The 26,217-nt window shown below is 58.0% G+C and carries 24 protein-coding genes, 4 tRNA genes and 1 pseudogene; 19 read left to right on the plus strand and 10 right to left on the minus strand.

Translation table 11 applies throughout. From position 1 onward, the window contains the following. Window positions 1-58 precede the first annotated feature (58 nt). The 4 genes from ACQUTI_RS23850 (at window position 59) to ACQUTI_RS23865 (ending at window position 495) form a co-directional block, all read left to right on the plus strand. Window positions 59-135, plus strand: a tRNA-Arg gene (locus ACQUTI_RS23850). Window positions 136-190: 55 nt separating this feature from the next. Beyond that, window positions 191-266 (plus strand) — tRNA-His (locus tag ACQUTI_RS23855). Between the two features lie 23 nt (window positions 267-289). After that, window positions 290-376 (plus strand) — tRNA-Leu (locus ACQUTI_RS23860). A gap of 42 nt (window positions 377-418) precedes the next feature. Continuing rightward, a tRNA-Pro gene (locus tag ACQUTI_RS23865) sits at window positions 419-495 on the plus strand. 461 nt (window positions 496-956) lie between these two features. On the opposite strand, the gene hemY is transcribed toward ACQUTI_RS23865, so the two are convergent. From hemY to hemC, 4 genes are read right to left on the minus strand one after another with little or no spacing between them, the layout of a single operon-like run. Then, window positions 957-2,153: a protoheme IX biogenesis protein HemY gene (hemY, locus tag ACQUTI_RS23870; protein WP_057212562.1), complete on the minus strand. Its 1,197-nt coding sequence runs from the start codon at window positions 2,151-2,153 to the stop codon at window positions 957-959. Window positions 2,154-2,156: 3 nt separating this feature from the next. Beyond that, the gene (hemX, locus tag ACQUTI_RS23875; protein ID WP_004886808.1) at window positions 2,157-3,347 is read right to left on the minus strand and encodes a uroporphyrinogen-III C-methyltransferase; all 1,191 of its coding nucleotides are present in this window, start codon (window positions 3,345-3,347) and stop codon (window positions 2,157-2,159) included. 21 nt (window positions 3,348-3,368) lie between these two features. Beyond that, window positions 3,369-4,109, minus strand: a complete 741-nt coding sequence (gene hemD, locus ACQUTI_RS23880; RefSeq protein WP_017899402.1) for a uroporphyrinogen-III synthase — start codon at window positions 4,107-4,109, stop codon at window positions 3,369-3,371. Continuing rightward, window positions 4,106-5,047, minus strand: a complete 942-nt coding sequence (gene hemC / locus ACQUTI_RS23885) for a hydroxymethylbilane synthase (protein ID WP_004886804.1) — start codon at window positions 5,045-5,047, stop codon at window positions 4,106-4,108. Before hemC ends, hemD begins: the two co-directional genes overlap by 4 nt. A 357-nt stretch (window positions 5,048-5,404) precedes the next feature. On the opposite strand from hemC, the gene cyaA reads away from it, so the two are divergent. Further along, entirely contained in the window at window positions 5,405-7,957 is a 2,553-nt protein-coding gene (gene cyaA, locus ACQUTI_RS23890; RefSeq protein WP_002883383.1) for a class I adenylate cyclase, read from the plus strand. A gap of 48 nt (window positions 7,958-8,005) precedes the next feature. Here the strand turns inward: cyaA and cyaY are convergent, their stop codons facing one another. Beyond that, window positions 8,006-8,326 (minus strand): iron donor protein CyaY, encoded by a 321-nt coding sequence (gene cyaY, locus ACQUTI_RS23895; RefSeq protein ID WP_004886799.1) that lies wholly within the window; start codon window positions 8,324-8,326, stop codon window positions 8,006-8,008. A 146-nt stretch (window positions 8,327-8,472) separates the two neighbouring features. Between cyaY and lptM the strand changes: the two genes are divergently transcribed. The 8 genes from lptM (at window position 8,473) to corA (ending at window position 15,387) form a co-directional block, all read left to right on the plus strand. Next, on the plus strand, window positions 8,473-8,676 hold the full coding sequence (gene lptM, locus ACQUTI_RS23900) for an LPS translocon maturation chaperone LptM (protein WP_004886794.1): 204 nt from the start codon (window positions 8,473-8,475) through the stop codon (window positions 8,674-8,676). A gap of 35 nt (window positions 8,677-8,711) precedes the next feature. Further along, window positions 8,712-9,536, plus strand: a complete 825-nt coding sequence (dapF, locus tag ACQUTI_RS23905; RefSeq protein ID WP_002883394.1) for a diaminopimelate epimerase — start codon at window positions 8,712-8,714, stop codon at window positions 9,534-9,536. After that, window positions 9,533-10,240, plus strand: coding sequence for a DUF484 domain-containing protein (locus tag ACQUTI_RS23910; RefSeq protein WP_004886790.1), 708 nt, complete (start codon window positions 9,533-9,535; stop codon window positions 10,238-10,240). Before dapF ends, ACQUTI_RS23910 begins: the two co-directional genes overlap by 4 nt. Next, window positions 10,237-11,139, plus strand: a complete 903-nt coding sequence (xerC, locus tag ACQUTI_RS23915; protein ID WP_004886788.1) for a tyrosine recombinase XerC — start codon at window positions 10,237-10,239, stop codon at window positions 11,137-11,139. The genes ACQUTI_RS23910 and xerC overlap by 4 nt, the downstream gene beginning before the upstream one ends. Next, on the plus strand, window positions 11,139-11,855 hold the full coding sequence (gene yigB, locus ACQUTI_RS23920; RefSeq protein ID WP_048293974.1) for a 5-amino-6-(5-phospho-D-ribitylamino)uracil phosphatase YigB: 717 nt from the start codon (window positions 11,139-11,141) through the stop codon (window positions 11,853-11,855). Before xerC ends, yigB begins: the two co-directional genes overlap by 1 nt. A gap of 63 nt (window positions 11,856-11,918) precedes the next feature. Then, entirely contained in the window at window positions 11,919-14,081 is a 2,163-nt protein-coding gene (gene uvrD, locus ACQUTI_RS23925) for a DNA helicase II (protein WP_004886784.1), read from the plus strand. A gap of 148 nt (window positions 14,082-14,229) precedes the next feature. Then, entirely contained in the window at window positions 14,230-14,286 is a 57-nt protein-coding gene (gene ysgD, locus ACQUTI_RS23930) for a YsgD/CorL family protein (protein ID WP_349815745.1), read from the plus strand. Between the two features lie 150 nt (window positions 14,287-14,436). Then, entirely contained in the window at window positions 14,437-15,387 is a 951-nt protein-coding gene (corA, locus tag ACQUTI_RS23935) for a magnesium/cobalt transporter CorA (RefSeq protein ID WP_002883400.1), read from the plus strand. An 87-nt stretch (window positions 15,388-15,474) separates the two neighbouring features. Here the strand turns inward: corA and rarD are convergent, their stop codons facing one another. Together rarD and yigI are read right to left on the minus strand one after the other, a co-directional pair. After that, window positions 15,475-16,368: an EamA family transporter RarD gene (gene rarD, locus ACQUTI_RS23940; protein ID WP_017899396.1), complete on the minus strand. Its 894-nt coding sequence runs from the start codon at window positions 16,366-16,368 to the stop codon at window positions 15,475-15,477. 48 nt (window positions 16,369-16,416) lie between these two features. Then, window positions 16,417-16,881 carry an acyl-CoA thioesterase YigI gene (gene yigI / locus ACQUTI_RS23945; RefSeq protein ID WP_002883404.1) on the minus strand — a complete coding sequence of 155 codons (465 nt, stop codon included), beginning with the start codon at window positions 16,879-16,881 and terminating at the stop codon, window positions 16,417-16,419. A 152-nt stretch (window positions 16,882-17,033) separates the two neighbouring features. Here yigI and pldA point away from each other — a divergent pair, with 152 nt between their 5' ends. The 3 genes from pldA (at window position 17,034) to rhtC (ending at window position 20,470) form a co-directional block, all read left to right on the plus strand. Continuing rightward, window positions 17,034-17,894 (plus strand): phospholipase A, encoded by an 861-nt coding sequence (gene pldA, locus ACQUTI_RS23950; RefSeq protein WP_004886777.1) that lies wholly within the window; start codon window positions 17,034-17,036, stop codon window positions 17,892-17,894. A 67-nt stretch (window positions 17,895-17,961) separates the two neighbouring features. After that, window positions 17,962-19,788 carry an ATP-dependent DNA helicase RecQ gene (gene recQ, locus ACQUTI_RS23955; RefSeq protein ID WP_004886773.1) on the plus strand — a complete coding sequence of 609 codons (1,827 nt, stop codon included), beginning with the start codon at window positions 17,962-17,964 and terminating at the stop codon, window positions 19,786-19,788. A gap of 61 nt (window positions 19,789-19,849) precedes the next feature. Next, window positions 19,850-20,470, plus strand: coding sequence for a threonine export protein RhtC (rhtC, locus tag ACQUTI_RS23960; protein ID WP_004886772.1), 621 nt, complete (start codon window positions 19,850-19,852; stop codon window positions 20,468-20,470). A gap of 44 nt (window positions 20,471-20,514) precedes the next feature. On the opposite strand, the pseudogene ACQUTI_RS23965 reads toward rhtC, so the two are convergent. Together ACQUTI_RS23965 and rhtB are read right to left on the minus strand one after the other, a co-directional pair. After that, window positions 20,515-21,434, minus strand: a pseudogene (locus tag ACQUTI_RS23965) (Rpn family recombination-promoting nuclease/putative transposase). A gap of 162 nt (window positions 21,435-21,596) precedes the next feature. Continuing rightward, window positions 21,597-22,217 (minus strand): homoserine/homoserine lactone efflux protein, encoded by a 621-nt coding sequence (gene rhtB / locus ACQUTI_RS23970; protein ID WP_428923383.1) that lies wholly within the window; start codon window positions 22,215-22,217, stop codon window positions 21,597-21,599. A gap of 109 nt (window positions 22,218-22,326) precedes the next feature. Between rhtB and pldB the strand changes: the two genes are divergently transcribed. The 3 genes from pldB (at window position 22,327) to ACQUTI_RS23985 (ending at window position 25,152) form a co-directional block, all read left to right on the plus strand. Next, window positions 22,327-23,319: a lysophospholipase L2 gene (gene pldB, locus ACQUTI_RS23975; protein WP_004886768.1), complete on the plus strand. Its 993-nt coding sequence runs from the start codon at window positions 22,327-22,329 to the stop codon at window positions 23,317-23,319. A gap of 44 nt (window positions 23,320-23,363) precedes the next feature. After that, window positions 23,364-24,164 (plus strand): sugar/pyridoxal phosphate phosphatase YigL, encoded by an 801-nt coding sequence (gene yigL / locus ACQUTI_RS23980; protein WP_017899394.1) that lies wholly within the window; start codon window positions 23,364-23,366, stop codon window positions 24,162-24,164. 88 nt (window positions 24,165-24,252) lie between these two features. Beyond that, window positions 24,253-25,152 carry a carboxylate/amino acid/amine transporter gene (locus tag ACQUTI_RS23985; protein WP_012969187.1) on the plus strand — a complete coding sequence of 300 codons (900 nt, stop codon included), beginning with the start codon at window positions 24,253-24,255 and terminating at the stop codon, window positions 25,150-25,152. Here the strand turns inward: ACQUTI_RS23985 and metR are convergent. Beyond that, window positions 25,040-25,993, minus strand: coding sequence for an HTH-type transcriptional regulator MetR (gene metR / locus ACQUTI_RS23990; RefSeq protein WP_017899391.1), 954 nt, complete (start codon window positions 25,991-25,993; stop codon window positions 25,040-25,042). The two genes, ACQUTI_RS23985 and metR, sit on opposite strands and share 113 nt — an antisense overlap. Window positions 25,994-26,217 lie beyond the last annotated feature (224 nt).

The raw sequence follows: 26,217 nt of genomic DNA on the forward strand, positions 1-26,217 counted from the left end.
AAAGGCACTAGACAGCGGGGGAGGAAGTCCGTATTATCCGACCCCGCAACGGCGCTAAGCGCCCGTAGCTCAGCTGGATAGAGCGCTGCCCTCCGGAGGCAGAGGTCTCAGGTTCGAATCCTGTCGGGCGCACCATTAACCCGGTGCTGGAGCTGCGGTGGTTTTAATACCGCGTAAAAGGTTTGCAGTGGTGGCTATAGCTCAGTTGGTAGAGCCCTGGATTGTGATTCCAGTTGTCGTGGGTTCGAATCCCATTAGCCACCCCATTATTTGATAGAGTTGTGAATTTGCGAAGGTGGCGGAATTGGTAGACGCGCTAGCTTCAGGTGTTAGTGTTCTTACGGACGTGGGGGTTCAAGTCCCCCCCCTCGCACCACGACTTTAACGAATTGAACTAAAAATTCAAAAAGCAGTATTTCGGCGAGTAGCGCAGCTTGGTAGCGCAACTGGTTTGGGACCAGTGGGTCGGAGGTTCGAATCCTCTCTCGCCGACCAATTTTGAACCCCGCTTCGGCGGGGTTTTTTGTTTTCTGTTATTTCCTGCCATGACTTATTCCCCTGATCTTGCTGATAAAAAATCTTCTCTTTGCTTAAGAATACGCGTCAGGAAAACTCTCAATTCATCACTGTGGTAGATGCAATTTCCCCGGATCCTGTGCGATAATAACCGGGTAGATGCTCATTCCATCTCTTATGTTCGCCTTCGTGCCTCATAAACTCCGGAATGATGCAGAGCCGTTCTTACGGTGCTTATCGTCCACTGACAGATGTCGCATTTATGCCTCATCAAACACCATGGACATTACGTTGAGTGAAGCACCCAATTTGTTGTCAAACAGACCTGTTTTAACGCCTGCCCTGATTTCAGCGCAGGCGTTTTTTTCTTTCAGGGGATCGTCAACGCGAAGGCGGGGGAGAAACGCTATCGCCCCGCAGGAGGCGATAGCCAGACCAGGTTATTGCTGAGGGTTATTCTGCAGCGTCAGCAGCAGGCCATCGCGGCGCATGGTGGCCGCTTCCTCCGGCTGATGCAGGCGATCCAGGGCATCGGCAAGCCAGGCGTAATCAAAGGCATCCGGACGCTGCTTAAGCGCGGCGCGGAAGGCGATGCTGGCCTCCTGCCATTCACCGTGCCGCATCAGCGACTGGCCCAGGGTGCTCCACAGCAGCGGACGGTCGCCAACGGCTTTGATCTGCTGGCGCAGTACTTTCTCCAGCTGTTCCGGGTTATTGGTCTTCAGGCGCGGGATCGGCATCACCAGACGGTCGTCATACTGTTTCTTCAGACCATCAATGACAATTTGCTGCGCGGTATCGTGATCGTCGCTCTCGATGAGGCGCTCGGCCATCGCCACCTGCAGCGGCACCAGCGCCCGCGTTTTACGGCTCTGGTTGCGCCACCATTCACGCAGCCCCTCGCTGCCGCCATCGGCCAGCGCTTTGTCCATCAGGCCAACCCACGCCAGCTGTTCCAGCGCGGCGCGGTGCTCTTCATCGCCGACGTTAGCTTTCGCCATCGACGGAATGATATCCAGCAGCGACTGCCAGGCGCCGGTGCGGGTATAAGCCTGTTCGGCGAGGCGCAGCACTTCCGGATGACGCGGGGTGATCTCCAGCAGCTTATCGATGCCATGGCGCGCGGCGTGATTTTCATTGCGCGCCAGCTGCAGGCGAACGCGGGTGATTTCCACCGGGATCAGATCATCGCCCGCCAGTTCGGTGGCGCGCTCCAGATGCTGGTTAGCCCGCGCTTCATCGCCGCGCTGCTGGGCCGCTTCCGCCGCCAGCAGATAGTTCACCACCGGCTGTTCGGCGTGATCGGCGTTTTTCGCCATCAGCTTCTCAACCTGCTGGTAATCACCTTCCGCCAGCTTAAGCAGCGCCTGCTCGGTTTGCTTACGCGCGCGACGGCGTTTACGGCCGACAAACCAGCCGCGCGTATGCGCCCCGGTGCGGAAAATGCGGCGCAGCAGCCATTCAATGGCGAACAGCACCACCATGGCGAGGATCAGGATAATCACCAGCCCGGTCACGCTGGTCTCGATATTGTAGTTATCAGTCTGGATCAGGACGTAGCCCTGATGGCCGGCGATCATCGGGCCAAGCACGATCCCGGCGATCAACAGTGCGAAGAGTAAAAGAATTTTCAGCATGCGTTACTCTCCTTGCGGCGCAGCGGGGGCGGCCGGTGCAGCAGGTGCAGACGGTGCAGGTGCGGGCGCGCCGCCCGCGGAAACGGCAGGCTGCGCCATCAGATTACGCACCCGGGTCTGCATCAGTTTTTCCAGCAACGCCTGGCTCTGCAGCGTCTCCGGCACCGTCATGGTAATGCTTTGCTGACTGAGTTTATCCACCTCTTCAAGGAAGGCTTTAGTGGTGGCGTCATCGGTATCGTAATAGGCGCGTACCCAGGTCGAGACGTTATCCAGCGACTGTTTCCAGGTCTCTTCCTGATGACGCGGCACCGCCTGCGCGGCGACCAGCAGGCGAGAGCGAATATTTTCCCGCAGATAGATATCCTGATTCGGCGCCAGCAGCGGGACCGCCGTTTCATCGCGGCGGCGCACGGTGATAAAGCTGTCCATAAAATTCTGCCAGCTTTTCTGCAGATTGATGCGCCATTCGCTGATGGAGCTGGAGAGCTCATCGCTATCAGAATCCATCGGCGAATCGTCATCGTTATTATCCGCCAGCCGCAGGTTATCGATTTGGTTCGCCAGCTGATTAACCTTGAGGATCATGCCGTCGTAGTCCACCTGGTTCACCGCGGAGAGAGTGGCGATGTCGTCGGTAATCGCCCGGCGGGCGCCGATCAGGCTCGGGTCATTCATGTCGGCGAGACTGGCGTCGGCGCTTTTCAGCAGCGCGGCGGCGGTGGTGACATCCTGATCGCTCCACAGCTTACGTCCCGCCAGCTTGACGAGGAAGTCGGCCTGGGCCAGCAGCCAGGTTTTGGCGTCGCTACCGGAAATGACCGCCACTTTTTGCTGGACTTCGTCCAGCTGTTTGGCCAGCGTCTCCTGCTGGCGTTTGGCTTCGTTTAGCTGGTCGGCCTGCTGTTTGATAATGCCTTCCAGTTCGCTTTTTTGGCTCTCCTGCGCTTTTTGCAGCGCCGCAACCTGGCTTGATAATTCAGAGGTGGTTTCGTTTTGACGCGAGGCCTGCTGTTTGTTCAGGCCATACAGACCGATACCGGCGGCTATCGCAATGGCGATAGCGATCGCGCTGAGCGCCAGGCTGGTTTTGTTGCCAGCCTTCTTCTTATCAGTGTTCTCTGGCTGTGGTGTGGTCTCCACGGCCTCCCTGGTCTCTTCAACCACGGCGGATTGATTTTGTTGTTCCGTCATTATGGCTTCCAATGTTGAGAGTTATTGTAATGCGCGTAGCAGCGCATCGTTGTCGGCGCTATCGGCAACCTGAATCTCCTGCCAGCCCAGCTCCCGGGCCTGAAGGGCCAGACGTTCGCTGACAACGACAACGCGGCAGTGCAGGAGCCACCGTTCGCGATACCATTGCGGTATTAACGACCATAGCTGCTGCAGCATCTCGCCGCTGGTGACCACCAGCGTGGTGACCCCGCGAGATTGCCAGCGCATCGCTTCTTCTGCGCCATCGTAATGCTTTGCACTACGTTGATAACATTCACAAAATGTGACCCTGGCGCCGCGCTCGGTCAGCGTCGCGCCTAAGAGTTCCCGCCCGCCATTGCCGCGTAAGATCAGCGCATTTTTCCCGGCAATGTTTTGTAATTCAGGTAATTGTAGCAAGACTTCGCTAATTTCCCGATCTAACGGGTAATGGATATGCTGCCCGCTGACCGTATGCAGGGCCAGCGCCGTCGTGCGGCCAATGGCAAAATAGCGTGGGGAAGTGGGCCAGGGCAGCCCCTGTTGCTGCAGGCGGGCATGGGCGAACTCCACCGCATGCTGGGACAGCGCAAACAGCAGATCGTCAGGCCCGAGGCGGGCAAGCGCGTCGCCCAGCGCGGGAAGCTCCCGGCCAGGCGTAAATTCTATCAGCGGAAAGCCCCAGGCCACGCGTCCCATGGCCCGCAGACGGCTGACCAGCGCTTCTCCTTGCGGTAATGGACGAGTGACCAGGATGCTCATCGTGGGGCTTCTCCATCATAAACTGCCGCGAGAATGTCGCGCGCGCCGTTATCCAGGAGCTCTTCCGCCAGCGAGATGCCGAGCGCTTCAGCCTGCTCTGCTGGCCCGCGCCGTTCGCCGCGTACCATCTGCGAACCATCCGGGGCGCCAACCAGCGCCCGCAGCCACAGTTCGCCGTTGACGAGTTCCGCATAGCTGCCAATCGGCACCTGGCAGCCGCCTTCGAGACGAGTGTTCATCGCCCGCTCGGCGCGCACGCGCACTGCCGTTTCCGTATGGTTGAGAGGCGCTAGCAGCCCCTGGGTCCATGCATCGTCGAGACGGCATTCGATGCCGACCGCTCCCTGGCCGACCGCCGGCAGGGATTGCTCCGGCGACAGCGGCTGGCGAATTCTCGCCTCGAGCTGCAGGCGTTTCAGGCCGGCGGCGGCGAGGATGATGGCGTCATACTCGCCGTTATCCAGCTTACTCAGTCGGGTACCGACGTTACCGCGCAGAGAGCGGATCACCAGGTCCGGACGAGTGGCGGCCAGCTGGCACTGACGGCGTAAACTTGATGTGCCAACGACGCTGCCGGCCGGGAGTTCATCAATCGAGGCATAGTGATTGGAGACAAACGCGTCGCGCGGATCGTCGCGCTCGCAGATAGTCACCAGCCCCAGACCCTCTGGGAATTCCACCGGCACATCTTTCATCGAATGAACGGCGATATCGGCGCGCCCTTCGAGCATGGCAAGCTCTAACTCTTTCACAAATAAGCCCTTGCCTCCCACCTTTGCCAGCGGAGTATCAAGGATGACATCCCCGCGAGTGACCATCGGCACCAACTCGACCTTCAGTCCGGGATGCGCGTGTTCCAGGCGCGCCTTAACATATTGCGCCTGCCATAGCGCAAGCGGGCTTTGCCGTGTGGCAATTTTCAAAACTTTGTCTAACATGCTTGTTACCGTCATTGTCGACCACTAACCATCCTAACATTGTTGTCTTACGGATGTTAGTTTTCACGGTTTATGTGGGAGATAGCTCCGGCCCACTCTTTTTTAACCTTTCATGCGCGTGGCGGTTGCCGGAGGCGTAGTGAGGAATTTACAGGTAATAAACGGTGCTACACTTGTATGTAGCGCATCTTTCTTTACGGTCAATGAGCAAGGTGTTAAATTGATCACGTTTTAAACCATTTGTCCGTCCGCTGCTCATCACAACCACACCGACGACGAATGGTGACGGTTTTTGTTGAAATACTGAAATCCTCCGTACTATTGTACCTCGGGTTTTTGAACATCAGGCGATATGTCTTGTACCTCTATATTGAGACACTGAAACAGAGACTGGATGCCATCAACCAATTGCGCGTGGATCGCGCGCTTGCTGCCATGGGACCCGCTTTCCAGCAGGTTTACAGTCTACTGCCAACGTTATTACATTATCATCACCCGCTGATGCCGGGTTACCTTGACGGTAACGTTCCCCGTGGCATTTGCCTCTACACGCCTGATGAAACCCAACGCCACTATCTTGAAGAACTGGAACTGCATCGCGGCATGCAGACCCAGGAGCCGCCAAAAGGCGAGCTGCCGATCACCGGCGTCTACTCGATGGGTAGTACCTCCTCCGTCGGCCAGAGCTGTTCTTCCGATCTTGATATCTGGGTATGTCACCAGGCCTGGCTGGATAGCGAAGAGCGCCAGCTGCTGCAGCGAAAATGCAGCCTGCTTGAGAGCTGGGCGGCCTCGCTCGGCGTGGAAGTCAGCTTCTTCCTGATCGACGAAAACCGCTTCCGCCATAACGAAAGCGGCAGCCTCGGCGGCGAAGACTGCGGTTCGACCCAGCATATTTTACTGCTCGATGAGTTCTACCGCACCGCGGTGCGTCTCGCCGGCAAGCGTATTCTGTGGAATATGGTGCCGTGCGATGAAGAAGAGCATTACGACGATTACGTCATGGGGCTGTATGCCCAGGGCGTGCTGACGCCAAACGAGTGGCTCGATCTCGGCGGCCTTAGTTCACTGTCGGCGGAAGAGTACTTCGGCGCCAGCCTGTGGCAGCTGTATAAGAGTATCGACTCGCCCTATAAAGCGGTGCTGAAAACGCTGCTGCTGGAAGCCTACTCCTGGGAATACCCCAACAACCGCCTGCTGGCGAAAGATATCAAACAGCGCCTGCACGACGGCGAGATCGTCTCCTTCGGACTCGACCCCTACTGCATGATGCTGGAGCGCGTGACCACCTACCTCCAGGCCATTGAAGATGAAACTCGTCTCGACCTGGTGCGCCGCTGCTTCTACCTGAAAGTGTGCGAAAAACTCAGCCGCGAGCGCGCCTGCGTCGGCTGGCGTCGCGAAGTCGTCAGCCAGCTGGTCAACGCGTGGGGCTGGGATGAAAAGCGTCTGATGATGCTCGACAACCGGGCGAACTGGAAAATTGATGAAGTGCGCAAGGCGCACAACGAACTGCTCGATGCGATGATGCAGAGCTATCGTAATCTGATCCGCTTCGCACGGCGCAATAACCTCAGCGTCTCCGCTAGTCCGCAGGATATCGGCGTGCTGACGCGTAAGCTGTATGCGGCCTTTGAAGCGCTGCCGGGCAAAGTGACGCTGGTGAACCCGCAAATTTCGCCGGATCTGTCGGAACCGAATCTGACCTTTATTCACGTGCCGCCGGGTCGCGCCAACCGTACCGGTTGGTATCTGTATAACCGCGCGCCGGATATGGAATCGATCATCAGCCATCAGCCGCTGGAATATAACCGTTATCTTAATAAGCTGGTGGCCTGGGCCTGGTTTAACGGCCTGCTGACCTCACGCACCCGCCTGTTTATTAAGGGCAACGGCATCGTCGATCTGGCGAAGCTGCAGGAGATGGTGGCCGATGTGTCGCACCACTTCCCACTGCGCCTGCCGGCGCCCACGCCAAAAGCGCTATACAGCCCGTGCGAAATTCGCCACCTGGCGATTATCGTCAACCTCGAATATGACCCGACGGCGGCCTTCCGCAATCAGGTGGTGCACTTCGATTTCCGCAAGCTCGATGTTTTCAGCTTCGGCGAAGAGCAAAAATGCCTGATCGGCAGCGTTGATCTGCTGTATCGCAACTCGTGGAATGAAGTGCGTACGCTGCATTTCAACGGCGAGCAGGCGATGATTGAAGCGCTGAAAACGATCCTTGGTAAAATGCATCAGGATGCCGCGCCGCCGGACAGCGTGGAGGTCTTCTGCTATAGCCAGCATCTGCGCGGCCTGATCCGCACCCGCGTACAGCAGATGATCTCCGAGTGCATCGAACTGCGTCTCTCCAGTACCCGTCAGGATACCGGGCGCTTTAAAGCGCTGCGCGTCTCCGGCCAGACCTGGGGACTGTTCTTCGAGCGTCTTAACGTTTCGGTGCAGAAGCTGGAAAACGCCATTGAGTTCTACGGCGCTATCTCGCACAACAAGCTCCATGGCCTGTCGGTGCAGGTTGAAACCAATCACGTTAAGCTGCCGGCGGTAGTGGACGGATTCGCCAGCGAAGGGATTATCCAGTTCTTCTTTGAAGACGCGGATAACAACGACAGCGGCTTTAACATCTATATTCTCGATGAGAGCAACCGCGCTGAGGTCTATCACCACTGCGAGGGCAGCAAAGAGGAGCTGGTGCGCGATGTCAGCCGCTTCTATTCGTCATCGCACGATCGTTTTACCTACGGCTCCAGTTTTATCAACTTCAACCTGCCGCAGTTCTATCAGATTGTCGAGGTGGACGGGCGCACCCAGGTGATCCCTTTCCGCACCCAGGCGATTGCCGCCGCGATCCCCACCAGCCAGGACGTTACCGCCTCGCCGGTGCTGCAGCAGCGCTACTCGTAGATTTGGCCCGGAAAAGGCGCAATGCGCCGTCATCCGGGAAACATGTCATTAACGGAATCTCACCGTCTCACCGGCCTGCTGGCTCGCCGCCTGCTCCAGCAGATCCCAGAAGGTTTCACCGCTGCGATCGCAGATCCACTCGTCGCCTTTGAGATCGAAATGGTAGCCGCCCTGTTTGGTGGCCAGCCACACCTGGTGCAGCGGCTCCTGACGGTTAATAATGATTTTGCTGCCGTTTTCAAAGCTAATGGTCAGCACGCCGCCGTTGATTTCGCAGTCGATGTCGCTATCGCCGTCCCAGTCATCCAGGCGTTCTTCGATGGTCATCCACAGGCTATCGGCCAGGCGATGGAATTCACTGTCGTTCATAATTTTATTCTGCTTTTTTGATTTTTGAAGATGGGTCGCAGTATAGCGCGAAACAAAAGCGCGCGCAGTCGGATGCTAAAGGCTTGCTTTTACGTCTTCTCCTGCGATGATAGAAAGCAGAAAGAATGAATCACGGGCAACTATCAATGAAAAACGTTTTTCCTACGCTTGCCGTTTTGTTTGCGATCTTCAGCCTGACCGGCTGCGGTCTGAAAGGGCCTCTCTATTTCCCGCCGGCTGATAAAACTGCGCCGCCGCCGACCAAACCGGTTAACCCGGGCATTCAGAGCTCAACGCCGGATCGTAACGATCGTGGCGATACTGGTGGTCCGAGCCAGGTCAATTACTAACGATAACGTTCTGTTCCGCGCAACTGGAGTAGATGATGCAGTTCTCTAAAATGCATGGCCTTGGCAACGATTTTATGGTCGTTGACGCGGTAACGCAGAATGTTTTTTTCTCGCCGGAGCTGATTCGCCGCCTGGCGGATCGCCACCTTGGCGTCGGGTTCGATCAGCTGTTGGTGGTGGAGCCGCCCTACGATCCGGATCTGGATTTCCATTACCGGATCTTTAATGCCGACGGTAGCGAAGTGTCGCAGTGCGGCAACGGCGCGCGCTGTTTCGCGCGTTTCGTCCGGCTGAAAGGCCTGACCAATAAACGTGATATCCGCGTGAGTACGGCCAACGGCCGTATGGTATTAAGCGTAACGGAAGACGATCTGGTGCGGGTGAATATGGGCGAGCCCAACTTCGAGCCCTCCCAGGTGCCGTTCCGCGCCAACAAAGCGGAAAAGACCTATATCATGCGTGCCGCCGAGCAGACAGTATTGTGCGGCGTGGTGTCCATGGGGAACCCGCACTGCGTTATCCAGGTGGATGATGTGGATACGGCGGCGGTGGAAACCCTCGGCCCGGTGATGGAAAGCCATGAGCGTTTTCCGGAGCGCGCGAATATCGGTTTTATGCAGGTGGTCGGCCGGTCCCATATTCGTCTGCGCGTCTACGAACGCGGCGCGGGGGAAACCCAGGCCTGTGGCAGCGGCGCTTGCGCCGCGGTGGCGGTGGGGATCCAGCAGGGGTTGCTCGCTGAAACGGTACGTGTGGAATTACCCGGCGGTCGTCTTGATATCGCCTGGAAAGGCCCGGGCCAGCCGCTGTTTATGACCGGCCCGGCGGCCCATGTCTATGATGGATTTATTCATTTATGAAACCAATCGGGGAAGAACAGCAGGAGGTCGCCAGCGCATTGAACGATCGTGCAGTGGTGGACTATCTGTTGCAAAATCCTGAATTTTTTATTCGTAATGCCGCCCAGGTCGAACATCTCCGCGTCCCGCATCCGGTGCGCGGTACGATTTCGCTGGTGGAGTGGCACATGATGCGGGCGCGTAACCATATCCATGTGCTGGAAGAGAATATGTCGCTGCTGATGGAGCAGGCGGTAGCCAATGAAAGCCTGTTCCAGCGCCTGCTGCAGCTGCAAACGCGGCTGGCGGCGGCGGAGAGCCTCGACGATATGCTTAACCGCCTTCACCGCTGGGCGCGCGAGCTGGGGCTGGCGGGCGCCACGGTGCGCCTGTTCCCTGACAGCTGGCGCCTGGGCGCGCCTTCGAAGTTTACCCACCTGGCGTTAAGCCGGCAGGCGTTTGAGCCGATCCGTATTCAGCGTCTGGGCCAGGCGCGCCACTACCTTGGGCCGCTGAACGGTCCGGAGCTGCTGGTGGTATTGCCGGAGGCGAAAGCTATTGGGTCAGTGGCGATGTCGCTGCTGGGCGGCGATAATGCCCCTGGCGTGATGCTCTTTAGCAGCCGCGATGCGCAGCATTATCAGCCAGGACAGGGGACGCAACTGCTGCAGGAGATCGCCCAGATGCTGCCCGGCCTGCTGGAGCGCTGGATTGAACGCGCATGACCGATTCTCCTCTCTTCTCCGCCGTCGCCCGCTTTCTGCGCCACCTTGGCGTTGAACGCCAGCTCAGCCCGATCACGTTACTGAATTACCAGCGACAGCTGGACGCGCTGATTGCCCTGGCGGATGAGGCGGGTCTGAAAAGCTGGTCGCAGTGCGATGCCGCTCAGGTGCGAAGTTTTGCGGTGCGCAGTCGCCGCGCGGGATTAGGCCCGGCAAGCCTGGCGCTTCGCCTGTCGGCGCTGCGCAGTTTCTTTGACTGGCTGGTCGGCCAGGGCGAGCTCAGCGCCAATCCGGCGAAAGGGATTGCCGCGCCGAAAATTCCCCGTCACCTGCCAAAAAATATCGATGTCGATGACGTCAATCGGCTGCTGGATATTGATCTCAACGATCCGCTGGCGGTGCGCGACCGGGCGATGCTGGAGGTGATGTACGGCGCGGGGCTGCGTTTGTCCGAGCTGGTCAACCTTGATATCAAACATCTCGATCTCGAAAGCGGCGAGGTCTGGGTGATGGGCAAAGGTAGCAAAGAGCGCCGCTTGCCGATCGGTCGCAACGCCGTGATGTGGATTGAGCACTGGCTGGATTTACGCGGCCTGTTCGGTACTGACGACGACGCGCTGTTTTTGTCGAAACTGGGCAAGCGCATTTCGGCGCGCAACGTACAGAAGCGGTTCGCCGAGTGGGGCATTAAGCAGGGGCTGAACAGCCATGTGCATCCGCACAAGCTTCGCCACTCCTTTGCCACCCATATGCTGGAGTCTAGCGGCGATCTGCGCGGTGTGCAGGAGTTGTTGGGTCATGCTAACCTCTCCACCACCCAAATCTATACCCATCTCGACTTTCAACACCTTGCCTCGGTGTACGATGCCGCGCATCCGCGCGCAAAACGGGGGAAATAATGCGTTTTTACCGACCTCTGGGCCAGATTTCCGCGCTGACGTTTGACCTGGACGATACCCTTTATGATAACCGCCCGGTCATTGACCGGACGATGCACGAGTCGCTGGCCTTTGTACGCAGCTACCATCCGTCGCTCAGCCAGTTCGACGCCCATGAGCTTAATCAGCTGCGCCAGACGCTGTTGGCATCCGAGCCTGAGATCTATCACGACGTGACCGTCTGGCGCCACCGTGCGCTGGAGTTAGGCATGCGTAACGCCGGACTCTCCGCCGACGCGGCGAAAGCGGGGGCCGATGCGGCGATGGAACACTTCGCCCAGTGGCGCAGCCGCGTCGATGTCCCGCAGGAGACCCACGATACGCTGGCGAAGCTGGCGGAGAAGTGGCCGCTGGTGGCGATTACCAACGGCAACGCCCGACCAGAGTTGTTCGGCCTGAGCGACTATTTCCGCTTTGTGCTGCGCGCCGGGCCGGATGGCCGCTCCAAGCCGTTTGCCGACATGTACCATCTGGCGGCGGAGCGCCTGAACTTACCGCTCGGGCATATTCTGCACGTCGGCGATGACCTGACCACTGACGTCGCCGGATCGCTGCGCTGTGGCATGCAGGCCTGCTGGATCAAACCGCAAGGCGCGGACCTGATGCACACCGCGGACAGTCGCCTGCTGCCGCATATTGAAATTTCACGGTTGGCATCTCTGACCTCGCTGATATAATCACCAGTTACTCTGTATATATTAACAGGGGTTCGTGGAACCCCTTCTCTTCCGGCGGTGCCAATGGACGTTTCTTACCTGCTCGACAGCCTTAATGACAAACAGCGTGAAGCCGTAGCGGCCTCGCGCACCAACATGCTGGTTCTGGCAGGGGCGGGCAGTGGTAAGACGCGCGTTCTGGTGCACCGTATCGCCTGGCTGCTGAGCGTGGAGAACTGCTCGCCGTATTCTATTATGGCGGTGACCTTTACCAACAAAGCGGCGGCAGAGATGCGCCACCGTATCGGCCAGCTGATGGGCACCACCCAGGGCGGCATGTGGGTGGGCACCTTCCACGGCCTGGCCCACCGCCTGCTGCGCGCGCACCATCTGGACGCCAACCTGCCGCAGGATTTCCAAATCCTTGATAGCGAAGACCAGCTGCGCCTGCTGAAGCGTCTGATTAAGGCGATGAACCTCGATGAGAAGCAGTGGCCGCCGCGTCAGGCGATGTGGTACATCAACAGCCAGAAAGATGAAGGGCTGCGCCCGCATCATATTCAGAGCTACGGCAACCCGGTCGAGCAGACCTGGCAGAAGGTCTATCAGGCCTATCAGGAAGCCTGCGATCGCGCCGGGCTGGTTGACTTCGCCGAACTGCTGCTGCGCGCCCACGAGCTGTGGCTGAATAAGCCGCATATCCTCCAGCACTACCGCGAGCGGTTCACCAATATCCTCGTCGACGAATTCCAGGATACCAACAACATTCAGTACGCCTGGATCCGCCTGCTGGCGGGCGATACCGGCAAGGTAATGATCGTCGGCGATGACGATCAGTCGATTTACGGCTGGCGGGGTGCGCAGGTCGAGAACATTCAGCGCTTCCTTAACGATTTTCCCGGTGCGGAAACCATCCGCCTTGAGCAGAACTATCGTTCGACGAGCAACATCCTCAGCGCCGCCAACGCCCTGATCGAAAACAACAACGGTCGCCTGGGCAAGAAGCTATGGACCGACGGCGCCGACGGCGAGCCGATCTCGCTGTACTGCGCTTTCAACGATCTCGACGAAGCACGCTTCGTAGTGAACCGGATAAAAACCTGGCAGGAGAACGGCGGGGCGCTGGAGCAGTGCGCCATCCTCTATCGCAGCAACGCCCAGTCGCGCGTGCTGGAAGAGGCGCTTCTGCAGGCCAGTATGCCGTACCGCATCTATGGCGGCATGCGCTTCTTCGAACGCCAGGAAATCAAAGACGCGCTCTCGTACCTGCGTCTGATCGCCAACCGTAACGACGATGCGGCGTTTGAGCGCGTAGTCAATACGCCGACTCGCGGCATCGGCGACCGCACGCTGGACGTGGTGCGTCAGACGTCGCGCGATCGTCAGCTGACGCTGTGGCAGGCCAGCCGCGAGCTGCTGAAAGATAAAGCGCTGGCCGGTCGCGCCGCCAGCGCCCTGCAGCGCTTTATGGAGCTGATTGACGCGCTGGCGCAGGAGACCACCGATATGCCGCTGCACGTCCAGACCGATCGGGTGATTAAAGACTCCGGGCTGCGCGCGATGTACGAGCAGGAGAAAGGCGAGAAGGGTCAGACCCGTATTGAAAACTTAGAGGAGCTGGTGACGGCGACGCGCCAGTTTAGCTACAACGAAGAAGATGAAGATCTGATGCCGCTGCAGGCGTTCCTCTCCCACGCCGCGCTGGAAGCGGGCGAGGGACAGGCGGATACCTGGCAAGACGCGGTTCAGCTGATGACCCTGCACTCGGCGAAAGGGCTGGAGTTCCCGCAGGTGTTCATCGTCGGCGTCGAGGAGGGGATGTTCCCGAGCCAGATGGCCCTTGATGAAGGCGGCCGCCTGGAAGAAGAGCGTCGTCTGGCCTACGTTGGCGTGACGCGCGCCATGCAGAAGCTGACGCTGACCTACGCGGAAACCCGCCGTCTGTACGGCAAAGAGGTTTACCATCGGCCGTCGCGCTTTATTGGAGAACTGCCGCAGGAGTGCGTAGAAGAAGTGCGTCTGCGGGCTACGGTGAGCCGCCCGGTAAACCATCAGCGACTGGGCGCGCCGATTGCCGAGAGCGATACCGGCTACAAATTAGGCCAGCGCGTACGGCATCCGAAGTTTGGCGAAGGCACCATCGTCAACCTCGAAGGCAGCGGCGAGCACAGCCGGCTGCAGGTGGCTTTTCAGGGTCAGGGGATCAAATGGCTGGTCGCGGCTTACGCCCGGCTCGAGGAAGTGTAACTTTAAGAAAAATATCATTATTTTGTAATATTCTGCTACCTTTATACGTTAAGGCGCCTGATTTGCGCTTTCGCGTTCCGTTGCGTGTTGACGCCGATTTTGCGCTGGCGTAACATGCGCGCACGATTACGCTAAGAGGACATTCGCCTTGGACACACCCAGTAGATGCTGGCTCAACTTCCTGTCATTCAGGAACAACTCCTAAGGCTATCCTCTTATGCTGATAGCCTTAGCGGTTGTCAGCGACCTGCCCCATTCCCGTCGCGCTGAGTCAGGCTTAATGGTCTGAAACCCAATTTGTTTCTGTGTGCCCACCGAACTGTCCGATAATTTTTTTGCATTGGGAGTCCCGGTCATGCTGAGCGCATTTCAACTGGAAAACAATCGTTTAACGCGCCTGGAAGCCGATGAGATCAAGCACCTCGCCAGCTCGGTGTGGGTCGATCTGGTCGAGCCTGACGACGATGAGCGAAGCCGCGTGCAGACGGAACTGGGTCAGAACCTGGCGACGCGCCCGGAGCTGGAAGATATCGAAGCCTCCGCGCGTTTCTTTGAAGATGAAGACGGGTTACATATCCACTCCTTCTTCTTTTTCGAAGATGCCGACGATCACGCGGGTAACTCTACCGTGGCGTTTACCATCCGCGAAGGGCGCCTGTTTACGCTGCGTGAGCGTGAACTGCCCGCTTTTCGCCTCTACCGCATGCGCGTGCGTAACCAGACCCTGGTGGACGGCAACGCCTACGAGCTGCTGTTAGATCTGTTCGAGACCAAAATCGAACAGCTGGCGGATGAGATAGAAAACATCTACAGCGACCTGGAAAAGCTGAGCCGCGTGATTATGGAAGGCCACCAGGGCGATGAGTACGACGAAGCGCTGTCGACGTTGGCGGAGCTGGAAGATATCGGCTGGAAGGTCCGCCTGTGTTTGATGGATACCCAGCGCGCGCTGAACTTTCTCGTGCGCAAAGCGCGCCTGCCGGCGGGCCAGCTGGAGCAGGCGCGGGAGATCCTGCGCGATATCGAATCCCTGCTGCCGCACAACGAATCGCTGTTCCAGAAGGTGAACTTCCTGATGCAGGCGGCGATGGGCTTTATCAACATCGAGCAGAACCGCATCATCAAGATCTTCTCGGTGGTGTCGGTGGTGTTCCTGCCGCCAACTCTGGTGGCCTCCAGCTACGGGATGAACTTTGAATTTATGCCTGAGCTGCACTGGAGCTTCGGCTACCCGGGGGCGATCGTCTTTATGATGCTGGCTGGCCTGGCGCCGTATCTCTACTTCAAGCGTAAAAACTGGCTGTAGTTGTTGTGCCGGATGCGCTGCGCCTATCCGGCCTGAGTGCTGTACTTTTGTAAGCCGGATAGGGCGGAGCCGCCATCCGGCAATGTCCTAGCTCCGACGCCCCCGCCTTTGCGTATACACCGCATCCATCACGAATATCGCCAGCGCCACCCAGATAAAGCCAAAGGTGACCATTTTATCCTTGCCCGGCACTTCGCCGTAGAACGTCACCGCCAGCAGGAACATTAGCGTCGGGCCGATGTACTGGAAAAAGCCCAGCGTGGAGAGCCGCAGACGCGTTGCCGCCCCGGTGAAGCACAGCAGAGGGATGGTGGTCACCACGCCCGCCGCCATCAGCAGCAGATTGAGCGACCAGGGGTTCTGCCCCATATGGCTGGTGGGGCTGTCGGTGATGCCGAACAGCCAAATCGCCGCCACCGGCAACAGCCACAGCGTTTCCACCAGCATGCCGGTCTGCGCATCGACAGCGATTTTCTTCCGCACCAGACCATAAAAGGCAAAGCTGAAGGCCAAACCAAGGCCGATTATCGGTAGCGAACCAAAGGTCCAGAGCTGCACCAGCACGCCGCAAAAGGCGAGGATCATCGCCAGCCACTGCAGGCGACGGAAACGTTCGCCAAGGAAAATCATCCCTAACAGAATATTCACCAGCGGGTTGATAAAGTAGCCGAGGCTGGCTTCCAGCATATGGTGGTTATTCACCGCCCAGATGAACAGCAGCCAGTTGCCGCCGACCAGCACCGCAGAGAGCGCCAGCAGGAAGATCTTGCGCGGCGTCTTCAGCAGCTTTTTCACCTGCGGCCACTGACGGCTAACGCTGATGAGCGCCACCATGAAGAAGAAAGACCAGATCACGCGATGGGTCAGAATTTCATCGGCGGGAACATAGTAGATAAGTTTGAAGTACGCCGGCGCGATACCCCAGATAAAGTAGGCGGCGAGGGCCAGAATAATCCCCAACCGCGTCTGTTTCGCATCCATCGGTAAAATCCATTGCCAAAGAGAGTGATGTTACTCGATTTTGGGCAATCAACCCACCATATAGGTCGCTGTTGCGCTGGCAATATATACCTGAGCTTCGTTATGCAGTTCCACACGGGCTACCGCCACTTTATTGCCGGCGCGCAGCAGGGTGCTGGTCGCGGTAAAACGTTCGCCGCGGCCCGGACGCAGGTAGTCCACGCGCAGGTCGATGGTTCCCATGCGGGAAAGCCGCTGGCGCAGCTCTTCTTCATTGATGGTGTCATGGCGGGTAAGGGTGCTGCCAACGCAGACCAGACCTGCGGCGACGTCCAGCGCGGAGGCGATTACACCGCCATGCAGAATGCTTTGCGCCCAGTTGCCGACCATCATCGGCTGATTATTAAAGCTGAGCTGGGCAAACGCTTTTTCATAGCGCTCCAGTTCGAGGCCGAGGGCGCGGTTAAACGGCATGTGATAGACGAAAATCTCCCCCACCAGTTTCAGAGCTGCTTCGGCAGTAAGTTCAGACATAACACCGGTTCCATTCGTTAATAAAATGTTGATTTTATGCTTCTAAAATATTGATTTCCACTTTCGGAGTGGATTTGGGGGCAGGGGATTAATAAACAGGTAGAATGTCTTCAGGTGAAACAAAAATAAAAACTATTTATCAGGAGACCAGCATGCGTATCTCTTTGGCCTGCCTGGCGGCGCTGTGCGCGCTACCGGCTGGTGTTATGGCGCAGGATGCGTCGGTACACGACAAACCAGCAGTGCGCGGCAGTATTATCGCCAACCTGCTACAGGATCATGATAATCCTTTTCTGCTCTACCCTTATGAAAGCAACTATCTGCTCTACACGTGGACCAGCGATCTCAATAAAGAGGCGATTCGCAGCTATGACTGGGCCGAAAATGCCCGTAAAGATGAAGTGAAGTTTCAACTGAGCCTCGCCTTCCCGCTGTGGCGCGGCATCCTGGGGGATAATTCGCTGCTCGGCGCGTCCTATACCCAGAAGTCCTGGTGGCAGCTCTCCAACAGCAAAGAGTCGGCGCCGTTTCGCGAAACCAACTACGAACCCCAGCTGTTCCTTGGCTTTGCCACCGACTATCAGTTTGCCGGCTGGACGTTGCGCGATATCGAAATGGGATATAACCACGACTCGAATGGCCGCTCCGATCCCACCTCGCGCAGCTGGAACCGGCTCTATGCCCGCCTGATGGCGCAAAATGGCAACTGGTTGGTGGAAGTGAAACCCTGGTATGTGGTGGGCAGCACCGATGATAACCCGGACATCACCAAATATATGGGCTATTACCGCCTGAAGGTGGGTTACCAGCTGGGCGAGGCGATCCTCAGCGCGCAGGGGCAATATAACTGGAACACTGGCTACGGCGGGGCGGAGTTGGGGGTGAGCTATCCCATCACCAAACATGTTCGCGCTTACACCCAGATCTACAGCGGCTACGGCGAATCGCTTATCGACTACAACTTTAATCAAACGCGCGTCGGCGTCGGGCTAATGCTCAACGATCTGTTTTAATCGTTGCACTCTGGCTCGCAGGCGCTGAAAATAGCGCCTGTTTTCTTTTCAGGCAAATGGGGTCAACGTGGCACAGGCGGAAGTATTAAATCAGGAATCGCTGGCTAAGCAGGTTTTACAAGAGACCTTCGGCTACCAGCAGTTCCGCCCTGGCCAGGAGACGATTATCGAGACGGTGCTCGAGGGCCGTGACTGCCTGGTGGTCATGCCGACCGGTGGCGGCAAGTCACTGTGTTATCAGGTACCGGCGCTGGTTATGGGCGGCCTGACGGTCGTGGTCTCGCCGCTGATCTCGCTGATGAAAGATCAGGTCGATCAGCTGCTGGCCAACGGCGTGGCGGCGGCCTGTCTGAACTCGACCCAGAGCCGCGAACAGCAGCAGGACGTGATGGCCGGCTGCCGCAGCGGGCAGGTTCGTCTGCTGTATATCGCCCCGGAACGGTTGATGCTCGACAACTTCCTTGAGCATCTGGCGAACTGGAATCTGGCGATGCTGGCGGTGGACGAAGCGCACTGCATCTCCCAGTGGGGCCATGACTTCCGCCCGGAATATGCCGCGCTGGGCCAGCTGCGTCAGCGGATGCCGCAGATCCCGTTTATGGCGTTGACCGCCACCGCCGATGACACCACCCGCCGCGATATCGTCCGTCTGCTGGGACTTAACGATCCGCTCATACAGGTCAGCAGCTTCGACCGGCCGAACATCCGCTATATGCTGATGGAGAAATTCAAGCCGCTCGACCAGCTGATGCGCTACGTCCAGGATCAGCGCGGCAAATCGGGTATTATCTACTGCAACAGCCGTTCGAAAGTGGAAGATACCGCCGCGCGTCTGCAGAGCCGCGGCATCAGCGCGGCGGCTTACCATGCCGGCCTGGAAAACGACGTGCGCGCCGACGTGCAGGAGAAATTCCAGCGCGACGATCTGCAGATTGTGGTGGCGACAGTGGCCTTTGGGATGGGCATCAACAAGCCGAACGTCCGCTTTGTGGTGCATTTTGATATCCCGCGCAATATTGAATCCTACTATCAGGAGACCGGCCGCGCCGGGCGTGACGGCCTGCCGGCGGAAGCGATGCTGTTTTACGATCCGGCGGACATGGCGTGGCTGCGCCGCTGTCTGGAAGAGAAGCCCGCCGGGCCGCTGCAGGATATCGAACGGCATAAGCTGAACGCGATGGGGGCGTTTGCTGAAGCCCAGACCTGTCGTCGTCTGGTGCTGCTGAACTACTTTGGCGAAGGACGCCAGGAGCCGTGCGGCAATTGCGATATCTGTCTTGATCCGCCGAAGCAGTACGATGGCTTAATGGACGCCCGTAAGGCGCTCTCCACTATTTATCGGGTCAACCAGCGCTTCGGGATGGGTTATGTGGTGGAAGTCCTGCGAGGCGCTAACAATCAGCGCATCCGTGAGATGGGCCACGATAAGCTCCCGGTATACGGCATCGGCCGGGAACAGAGTCACGAGCACTGGGTGAGCGTGATCCGCCAACTGATTCACCTTGGGCTGGTGACGCAGAATATCGCCCAGCACTCCGCGCTGCAGCTGACCGAAGCCGCACGCCCGGTGCTGCGCGGCGACGTCCCGCTGCAGCTTGCCGTACCGCGTATCGTGGCGCTGAAGCCGAAGGCGATGCAGAAATCCTTCGGCGGTAATTACGATCGTAAGCTGTTTGCCAAGCTGCGCAAATTACGTAAAGCGATTGCCGATGAAGAAAACATTCCCCCGTACGTGGTCTTTAACGACGCGACGCTTATTGAGATGGCGGAGCAGTCGCCGCTAACCGCCGGCGAAATGCTCAGCGTCAACGGCGTGGGGACACGTAAACTCGAGCGTTTCGGCAAGCCGTTTATGGCGCTGATCCGGTCGCATGTCGATGGCGACGACGAGTAGTCAGCTGGCTATAAAAGTGCCAGAATAGTTATCCTCTTCATTATTTTCCTGCGAGTTAACTATGCTGATGCTTTTCCTTACCGTGGCGCTGGTGCATATCATTGCGCTGATGAGTCCGGGGCCGGATTTTTTCTTTGTCTCACAAACGGCCATCAGCCGCTCGCGCAGAGAGGCGATGATGGGAGTGCTGGGGATCACCTGCGGCGTAATGATCTGGGCGGGGGTAGCGCTGCTCGGCCTGAATCTGATCCTCGCCAGAATGGCGTGGCTGCACAACATCATTATGGTCGGCGGGGGCTTGTACCTGTGCTGGATGGGCTACCAGATGCTGCGCGGCGCGTTGAAAAAAGAGGCGGTATCCCCGCCAGAGCCGCAGGTTGAGCTGGCTCGCAGCGGACGCAGCTTTCTGAAGGGATTGCTGACCAATCTGGCGAACCCGAAAGCGATTATCTACTTCGGCTCGGTGTTCTCGCTGTTCGTCGGTGACAGCGTTGGCGCCGGCGCGCGCTGGGGTATTTTTCTGCTGATTATCATGGAGACGCTGGCCTGGTTTATGGTGGTTGCCAGCCTGTTCGCCCTGCCGGGGATGCGCCGCGGCTATCAGCGGATGGCGAAGTGGATCGACGGTATCGCCGGCACGCTGTTTGCGGGCTTCGGCATCCACCTGATTATCTCGCGTTAACCTGGCGTGATGCTCCACCCGGCTATATCCGGGTGGAGAAAGTGTCAGTGGCGAAGCCGCTGCAGCTCGTCTTCAGACAGACCGGTCATTTCCATAATCGCTTCGTCATCAATACCGCGTTTGCGCATCGCTTCGGCAACCTGCAGCAGGGCCTGATGTTTGCCTTCCTTTATACCTTGCTGTACGCCTTTCCTGATGCCTTTTTCCATACCTTCTGCGAGCCATGTTTCCGCCAGCGTCATCAGTAATCCTCCATTCTGCGGCACGCGCTGTGCCAGCCCGTATAAGAGTGTCCGAGTATCCTCGGCATCCCCTGCCTGAGCCATATAGTTTACCAATACGGTGATTTGTTGTCCGCTCATCTGCTCCAGCATTAAGAGTTGGGTCAACTTATCCAGCAATTGCGCCATATCGCGCTGACGGATGTGTTTTTGCACCAGCGTCAGGGCCGCCATGCTGCGGTGCTGCATAATGTCGTCGTCGGGGATCACCGTGATATCGACCAGCGGAAACGCTCCGCTATAGAGCTGGCGGGCGGTCTCGGGATCGGCGAAATTATCCAGCCAGCTCATAGACCAGGGATAGGGGCTGCGTCGTCCCTGATAGAAGAGGACCGGGATAACCAGAGGCAGCGTTTTATGGCCGTTCTCCAGATGGCGCTGCATGGCGGCGACGGCATAGCGCATTAAGCGAAAGGCCATCAGTTTATCGGGGCGCTCTGGTGCTCGATCAGAACATGGACATACCCCTTACCGCGGGTGGTTTCCAGCGAGTAGAGAATATCGCTGTAGTAGGGCCTGAGGTCGTCTTCAAGAAAGCTGCCGGATTCCAGACGTAGGGTATCCAGTTTGCAGATCGCTGTTAACGCCGGAGGCAGGTGGATCTCGATGAAATCGCGCGCCGTCTCTATCCGTGAGAGAAAAGTTTTAAATACCGCATCATGAGGGGTCGCCGTTTCTGCCATCGCCGTTCATCCGTGAATCACCTATCTGGCGGCATCCTGGCACGGTGGGCTCAGCGTCGACAGCGGGCAAAAAAATTAATTTCCCGCTTTGCGCGCCGGCTCGCGCAGAGAGATTGCTTCGCCCGCCAGGCGAACCTCTCTTTGCGAGCGAGATTTCATCATTCAGGCGTGACGGGCGGAGGCGAGCAGCGCCCCAACCAGCATAAACAGTGAACCAAAGACTTTATTCAGCGCCTTCATCTGCTTTGGCCCTTTAATCCAGGCTGAAATGCGCTGCGCCAGGGTCGCATAGCCAATCATCACAATGATATCGACGACGATGGTGGTGACGCCCAGAACGAGATACTGCATCACCTGGGGCTGGTAGGGCAGGATAAACTGCGGAAACAGGGCGGCCAGAAAAACAATGCTTTTGGGATTGGTGAGATTCACGAACACCGCACGCTGGAACAGTTTGCCGCGCGTCTGCGCCTTCGCCAGCGTATTCAGGTCGATGGCCCCTGCCGCGCGCCATTGCTGGATACCCAGCCAGATAAGATAGGCTGCGCCGGCCCATTTCAGCACCTCAAAGGCCAGAACCGAGCGGGAGAACAGGGTGCCGAGACCGACGCCGACCAGCACGATATGAATGGCCAGCCCGGTCTGCAAACCGGCAATTGACGCCGCCGCGCCGCGGTATCCGTGGTTAATGGAGGTGGTCATGGTATTAATCGCTCCGGAACCCGGGGACAGGCTGAGAATGATTGATGTCAGCAGGTAGGCGAACCACCACTCAATGGTCATGAGAAACTCCCTGATTGTCTGTTTTTATGCCACAATACGCTATTGTGTCAGCATTGTGTGATACACGGCAAAAAAACGATTTTCAGCGGTTAACAGGGGTGTAAACCCGATGTTTGGGCAGAAAAAGGACTGGGAAACACGAGAAAACGCGTTTGCGGCCTTTAGCATGGGGCCGCTGACGGATTTCTGGCGACAGCGCGAAGAGGCTGAATTTAAAGGCGTCGATGATGTACCGGTACGCTTTGTTCGCTTTTGCGCGCAAAATCACGATCGACTGGTGCTGATTTGCCCTGGGCGCATTGAAAGCTACGTGAAGTATGCTGAAGTGGCCTACGATCTCTTTCACAGCGGCTTTGACGTGATGATCATCGACCATCGCGGTCAGGGTCGCTCGGGTCGTCTGCTCTCTGATACTCACCGCGGGCACGTGGTGAACTTCAGCGATTATGTTGATGACCTGGCTGCGCTCTGGCAGCAGCAGGTGGTCCCCGGCCACTGGCGAAAACGGTTTATCCTCGCTCACTCTATGGGCGGGGCGATTGCCACGCTCTTTCTGCAACGCTACCAGGCGCATTGCGATGCGATTGCGCTCTGCGCGCCGATGTTCGGGATTATCATTCGGCTGCCGGACTGGATGGTGCGCCATATTCTCGACTGGGCTGAGGGCCATCAGCGCATTCGCGAAGAGTATGCCATCGGCACCGGACGCTGGCGGGCGCTGCCTTTTGCCGTTAACGTGCTGACGCACAGTCGACAACGCTATCGTCGTAACCTGCGCTTCTATGCCGACGAGCCGCGACTGCAGGTCGGCGGCCCGACCTGGCACTGGGTGCGCGAAGGCATGCTGGCCGGTGACGAAGTGCTGGCGAATGTGGAAAAAGATACCGCCCCGACGCTGCTGCTGCAGGCGGAGGAGGAGCGGGTGGTCGATAATCTGATGCACGACCGCTATTGTGAATTACGGGCCGCCGCCGGCCATCCCTGTGAGGGCGGAAAGCCGCTCGTCATTGAAGGGGCATACCATGAGATCCTTTTTGAAAAGGACGCTATGCGCTCAGTCGCGCTCAATGCCATCGTCGAGTTTTTCAATCGACATACTTAATCCGACGATAACGCTCGTCGCCCTGCTTAGAGGTTAACTTTTTTATGTACCAGGTTGTTGCGTCTGATTTAGACGGCACGCTGCTTTCCCCCGATCATTTCCTGACCCCCTATGCCAAAGAGACGCTGAAGCTGCTTACCGCCCGTGGGATCAATTTCGTCTTCGCCACCGGCCGACACTACATCGACGTCGGGCAGATCCGCGATAACCTCGGCATCCGGTCGTACATGATCACCTCTAACGGCGCCCGCGTTCACGATAGCGATGGTCAGCAAATCTTCGCCCATAACCTCGACCGTGATATTGCCGCCGACCTGTTTGAGATCGTGCGTAACGACCCGAAAATCGTCACTAACGTCTATCGGGAAGATGAGTGGTATATGAACCGCCATCGCCCGGAAGAGATGCGCTTTTTCAAAGAGGCGGTGTTTAACTACAAGCTGTATGAGCCGGGCGAACTGGATCCGCAGGGGATCAGCAAGGTGTTCTTTACCTGTGAGGATCACGAACATTTGCTGCCGCTTGAGCAGGCGATGAACGCCCGCTGGGGCGATCGCGTGAACGTCAGCTTCTCCACCTTAACCTGCCTGGAGGTGATGGCGGGCGGGGTATCGAAGGGGCATGCGCTGGAGGCAGTGGCGAAAATGCTCGGCTACAGTCTGTCAGATTGCATCGCTTTCGGCGACGGCATGAACGACGCCGAGATGCTGTCGATGGCCGGCAAAGGCTGCATTATGGCCAACGCCCACCAGCGGCTGAAGGATCTGCATCCGGAACTGGAAGTGATCGGTAGCAACGCCGACGATGCGGTCCCGCACTACCTGCGTAAGCTGTACCTCGACTGACAAAGATTGACGACTGGCGAATAATTACCCAGTCGTCAACCTGACTCTTCGCTACAATGCCTGTTCTTTATCCAACGAGACGACCATTGTGGCGCTGTTAATTATCACCACTATCCTGTGGGCCTTTTCTTTTAGCCTGATTGGCGAGTACCTGGCCGGTAGCGTCGACAGCTATTTTTCGGTACTAATGCGCGTGGGCCTGGCGGCGCTGGTGTTCCTGCCTTTCCTGCGCACGCGAGGCCAGTCTCCGCGCACGATCGTGCTCTATATGCTGGTGGGCGCGATGCAGCTTGGCATCATGTACCTGCTGGCTTTCCGCGCCTATCTCTATCTGACGGTCTCGGAATTCCTGCTGTTTACCGTGTTTACTCCCCTGTATATCACGCTGATCTACGATCTGCTCAGCGGACGGAAACTGCGCTGGGGCTATCTGCTGAGCGCCGCGCTGGCGGTGCTGGGGGCGGCGATTATCCGCTATGACAAAGTCAGCGATCATTTCTGGACCGGGCTGTTACTGGTGCAGCTGTCAAACCTCTGCTTCGCCATCGGTATGGTGGGGTATAAGCGCCTGATGGAGGTGCGACCGATGCCGCAGCACAATGCCTTTGCCTGGTTCTATGTCGGGGCCTTTATCGTGGCGGTGGCAGCATGGTTTATGCTGGGCAACCCACAGAAGCTGCCGACCACCACGCTGCAGTGGAGCGTGCTGGTGTGGCTGGGCGTGGTGGCTTCCGGGCTGGGCTACTTTATGTGGAACTATGGCGCCACCCAGGTGGATGCCGGCACGCTGGGGATCATGAATAACGTCCATGTCCCCGCCGGGCTGCTGGTTAACCTTGCCATCTGGCAGGAGCAGCCGCACTGGCCGAGCTTTATTAGCGGAGCGTTGGTGATCCTGGCCTCGCTGTGGGTCCATCGACGCTGGGTCGCTCCGCACTCCGGACAAACGGCAGATGATCGCAGGCGTGGTTCCGCGCAGAGCGAATAAACGCTTCGGTGACCGGTTGACGCTGCTCGCCATCGCGAACGGCCGCGTACAGCCGGCTCCATAATCCCTCTCCCAGGGTTTTGGTCACCACCAGACCCTGGCGTTCAAAACTTTCCACCACCCAGTGCGGCAGCGCGGCGATGCCCATCCGGGCTGCCACCATCTGGATCAGCAACAGCGTGTTATCGACGCTTTTTAGCTGGGGGCTGATACCGGCCGGCTGCAGGAAATGGCGCCAGATGTCGAGGCGTCCGCGCTGTACGGGATAAATCAGCAGCGTTTCCGCGGCCAGATCCTCCGGCGTAATCAGCGTCTTCATGGCTAACGGGTGCTCAGGCGCCAGCACCAGGCGCACCTCATAATCAAACATTGGCGAGTAATGCAGACCGCTGCGCGGCAGGATATCGGAGGTCATCACCAGATCCAGTTCGCCCTGCTGCAGCGCAGGCTGCGGGTCGAAGGTGACGCCGGAATGGAAGTCGACTTCCACGTGTGGCCAGCGGGCGCGGAAATTCTCCAGCGCCGGCGTCAGCCACTGAATACAGCTGTGGCATTCGATAGCCAGCCGCAGCCGGGTCTGCTGCGGTTCGTTACAGTCCTGCAGGGCGCGGGCGATCTGCGGCAGCACCTGGTTGGCCAGCTGTAAGAGGATCTCCCCCTGAGGGGTAAAACGCAGCGGCTGGCTCTTACGCACAAAGAGACGAAAGCCAAGACGCTGTTCCAGATCGCTGAACTGGTGAGACAAGGCGGACTGGGTCTGGTGCAGGGCAGCCGCTGCGCCCGCCAGTGAACCGCTATTCCGCAACGCTTGCAGCGTTTTCAGATGTTTAATTTCGATCATGAAAGTCCTTCACTTCGCCATGAGCAATTTGCGCTTGAGGAATATACAGTAACTGCCAATTATGGATGTGTAAACATCTGGACGTCTAAAACTCGTCATATTTCGACTTGCAGATGCGTTGGCTGCCTCGCTTACCCCAGTCACTTACTTCAGTAAGCTCCTGGGGATGCGCATCGTTGCCGCCTTCCTGCAAGCCGAACTATTTAGAGTTTTTCTTCAGATTC

Origin of the sequence: Klebsiella sp. 7-CIP_Kleb. (assembly GCF_050378655.1) — a bacterium.
GTDB classification, from domain to species: domain Bacteria; phylum Pseudomonadota; class Gammaproteobacteria; order Enterobacterales; family Enterobacteriaceae; genus Klebsiella; species Klebsiella quasipneumoniae.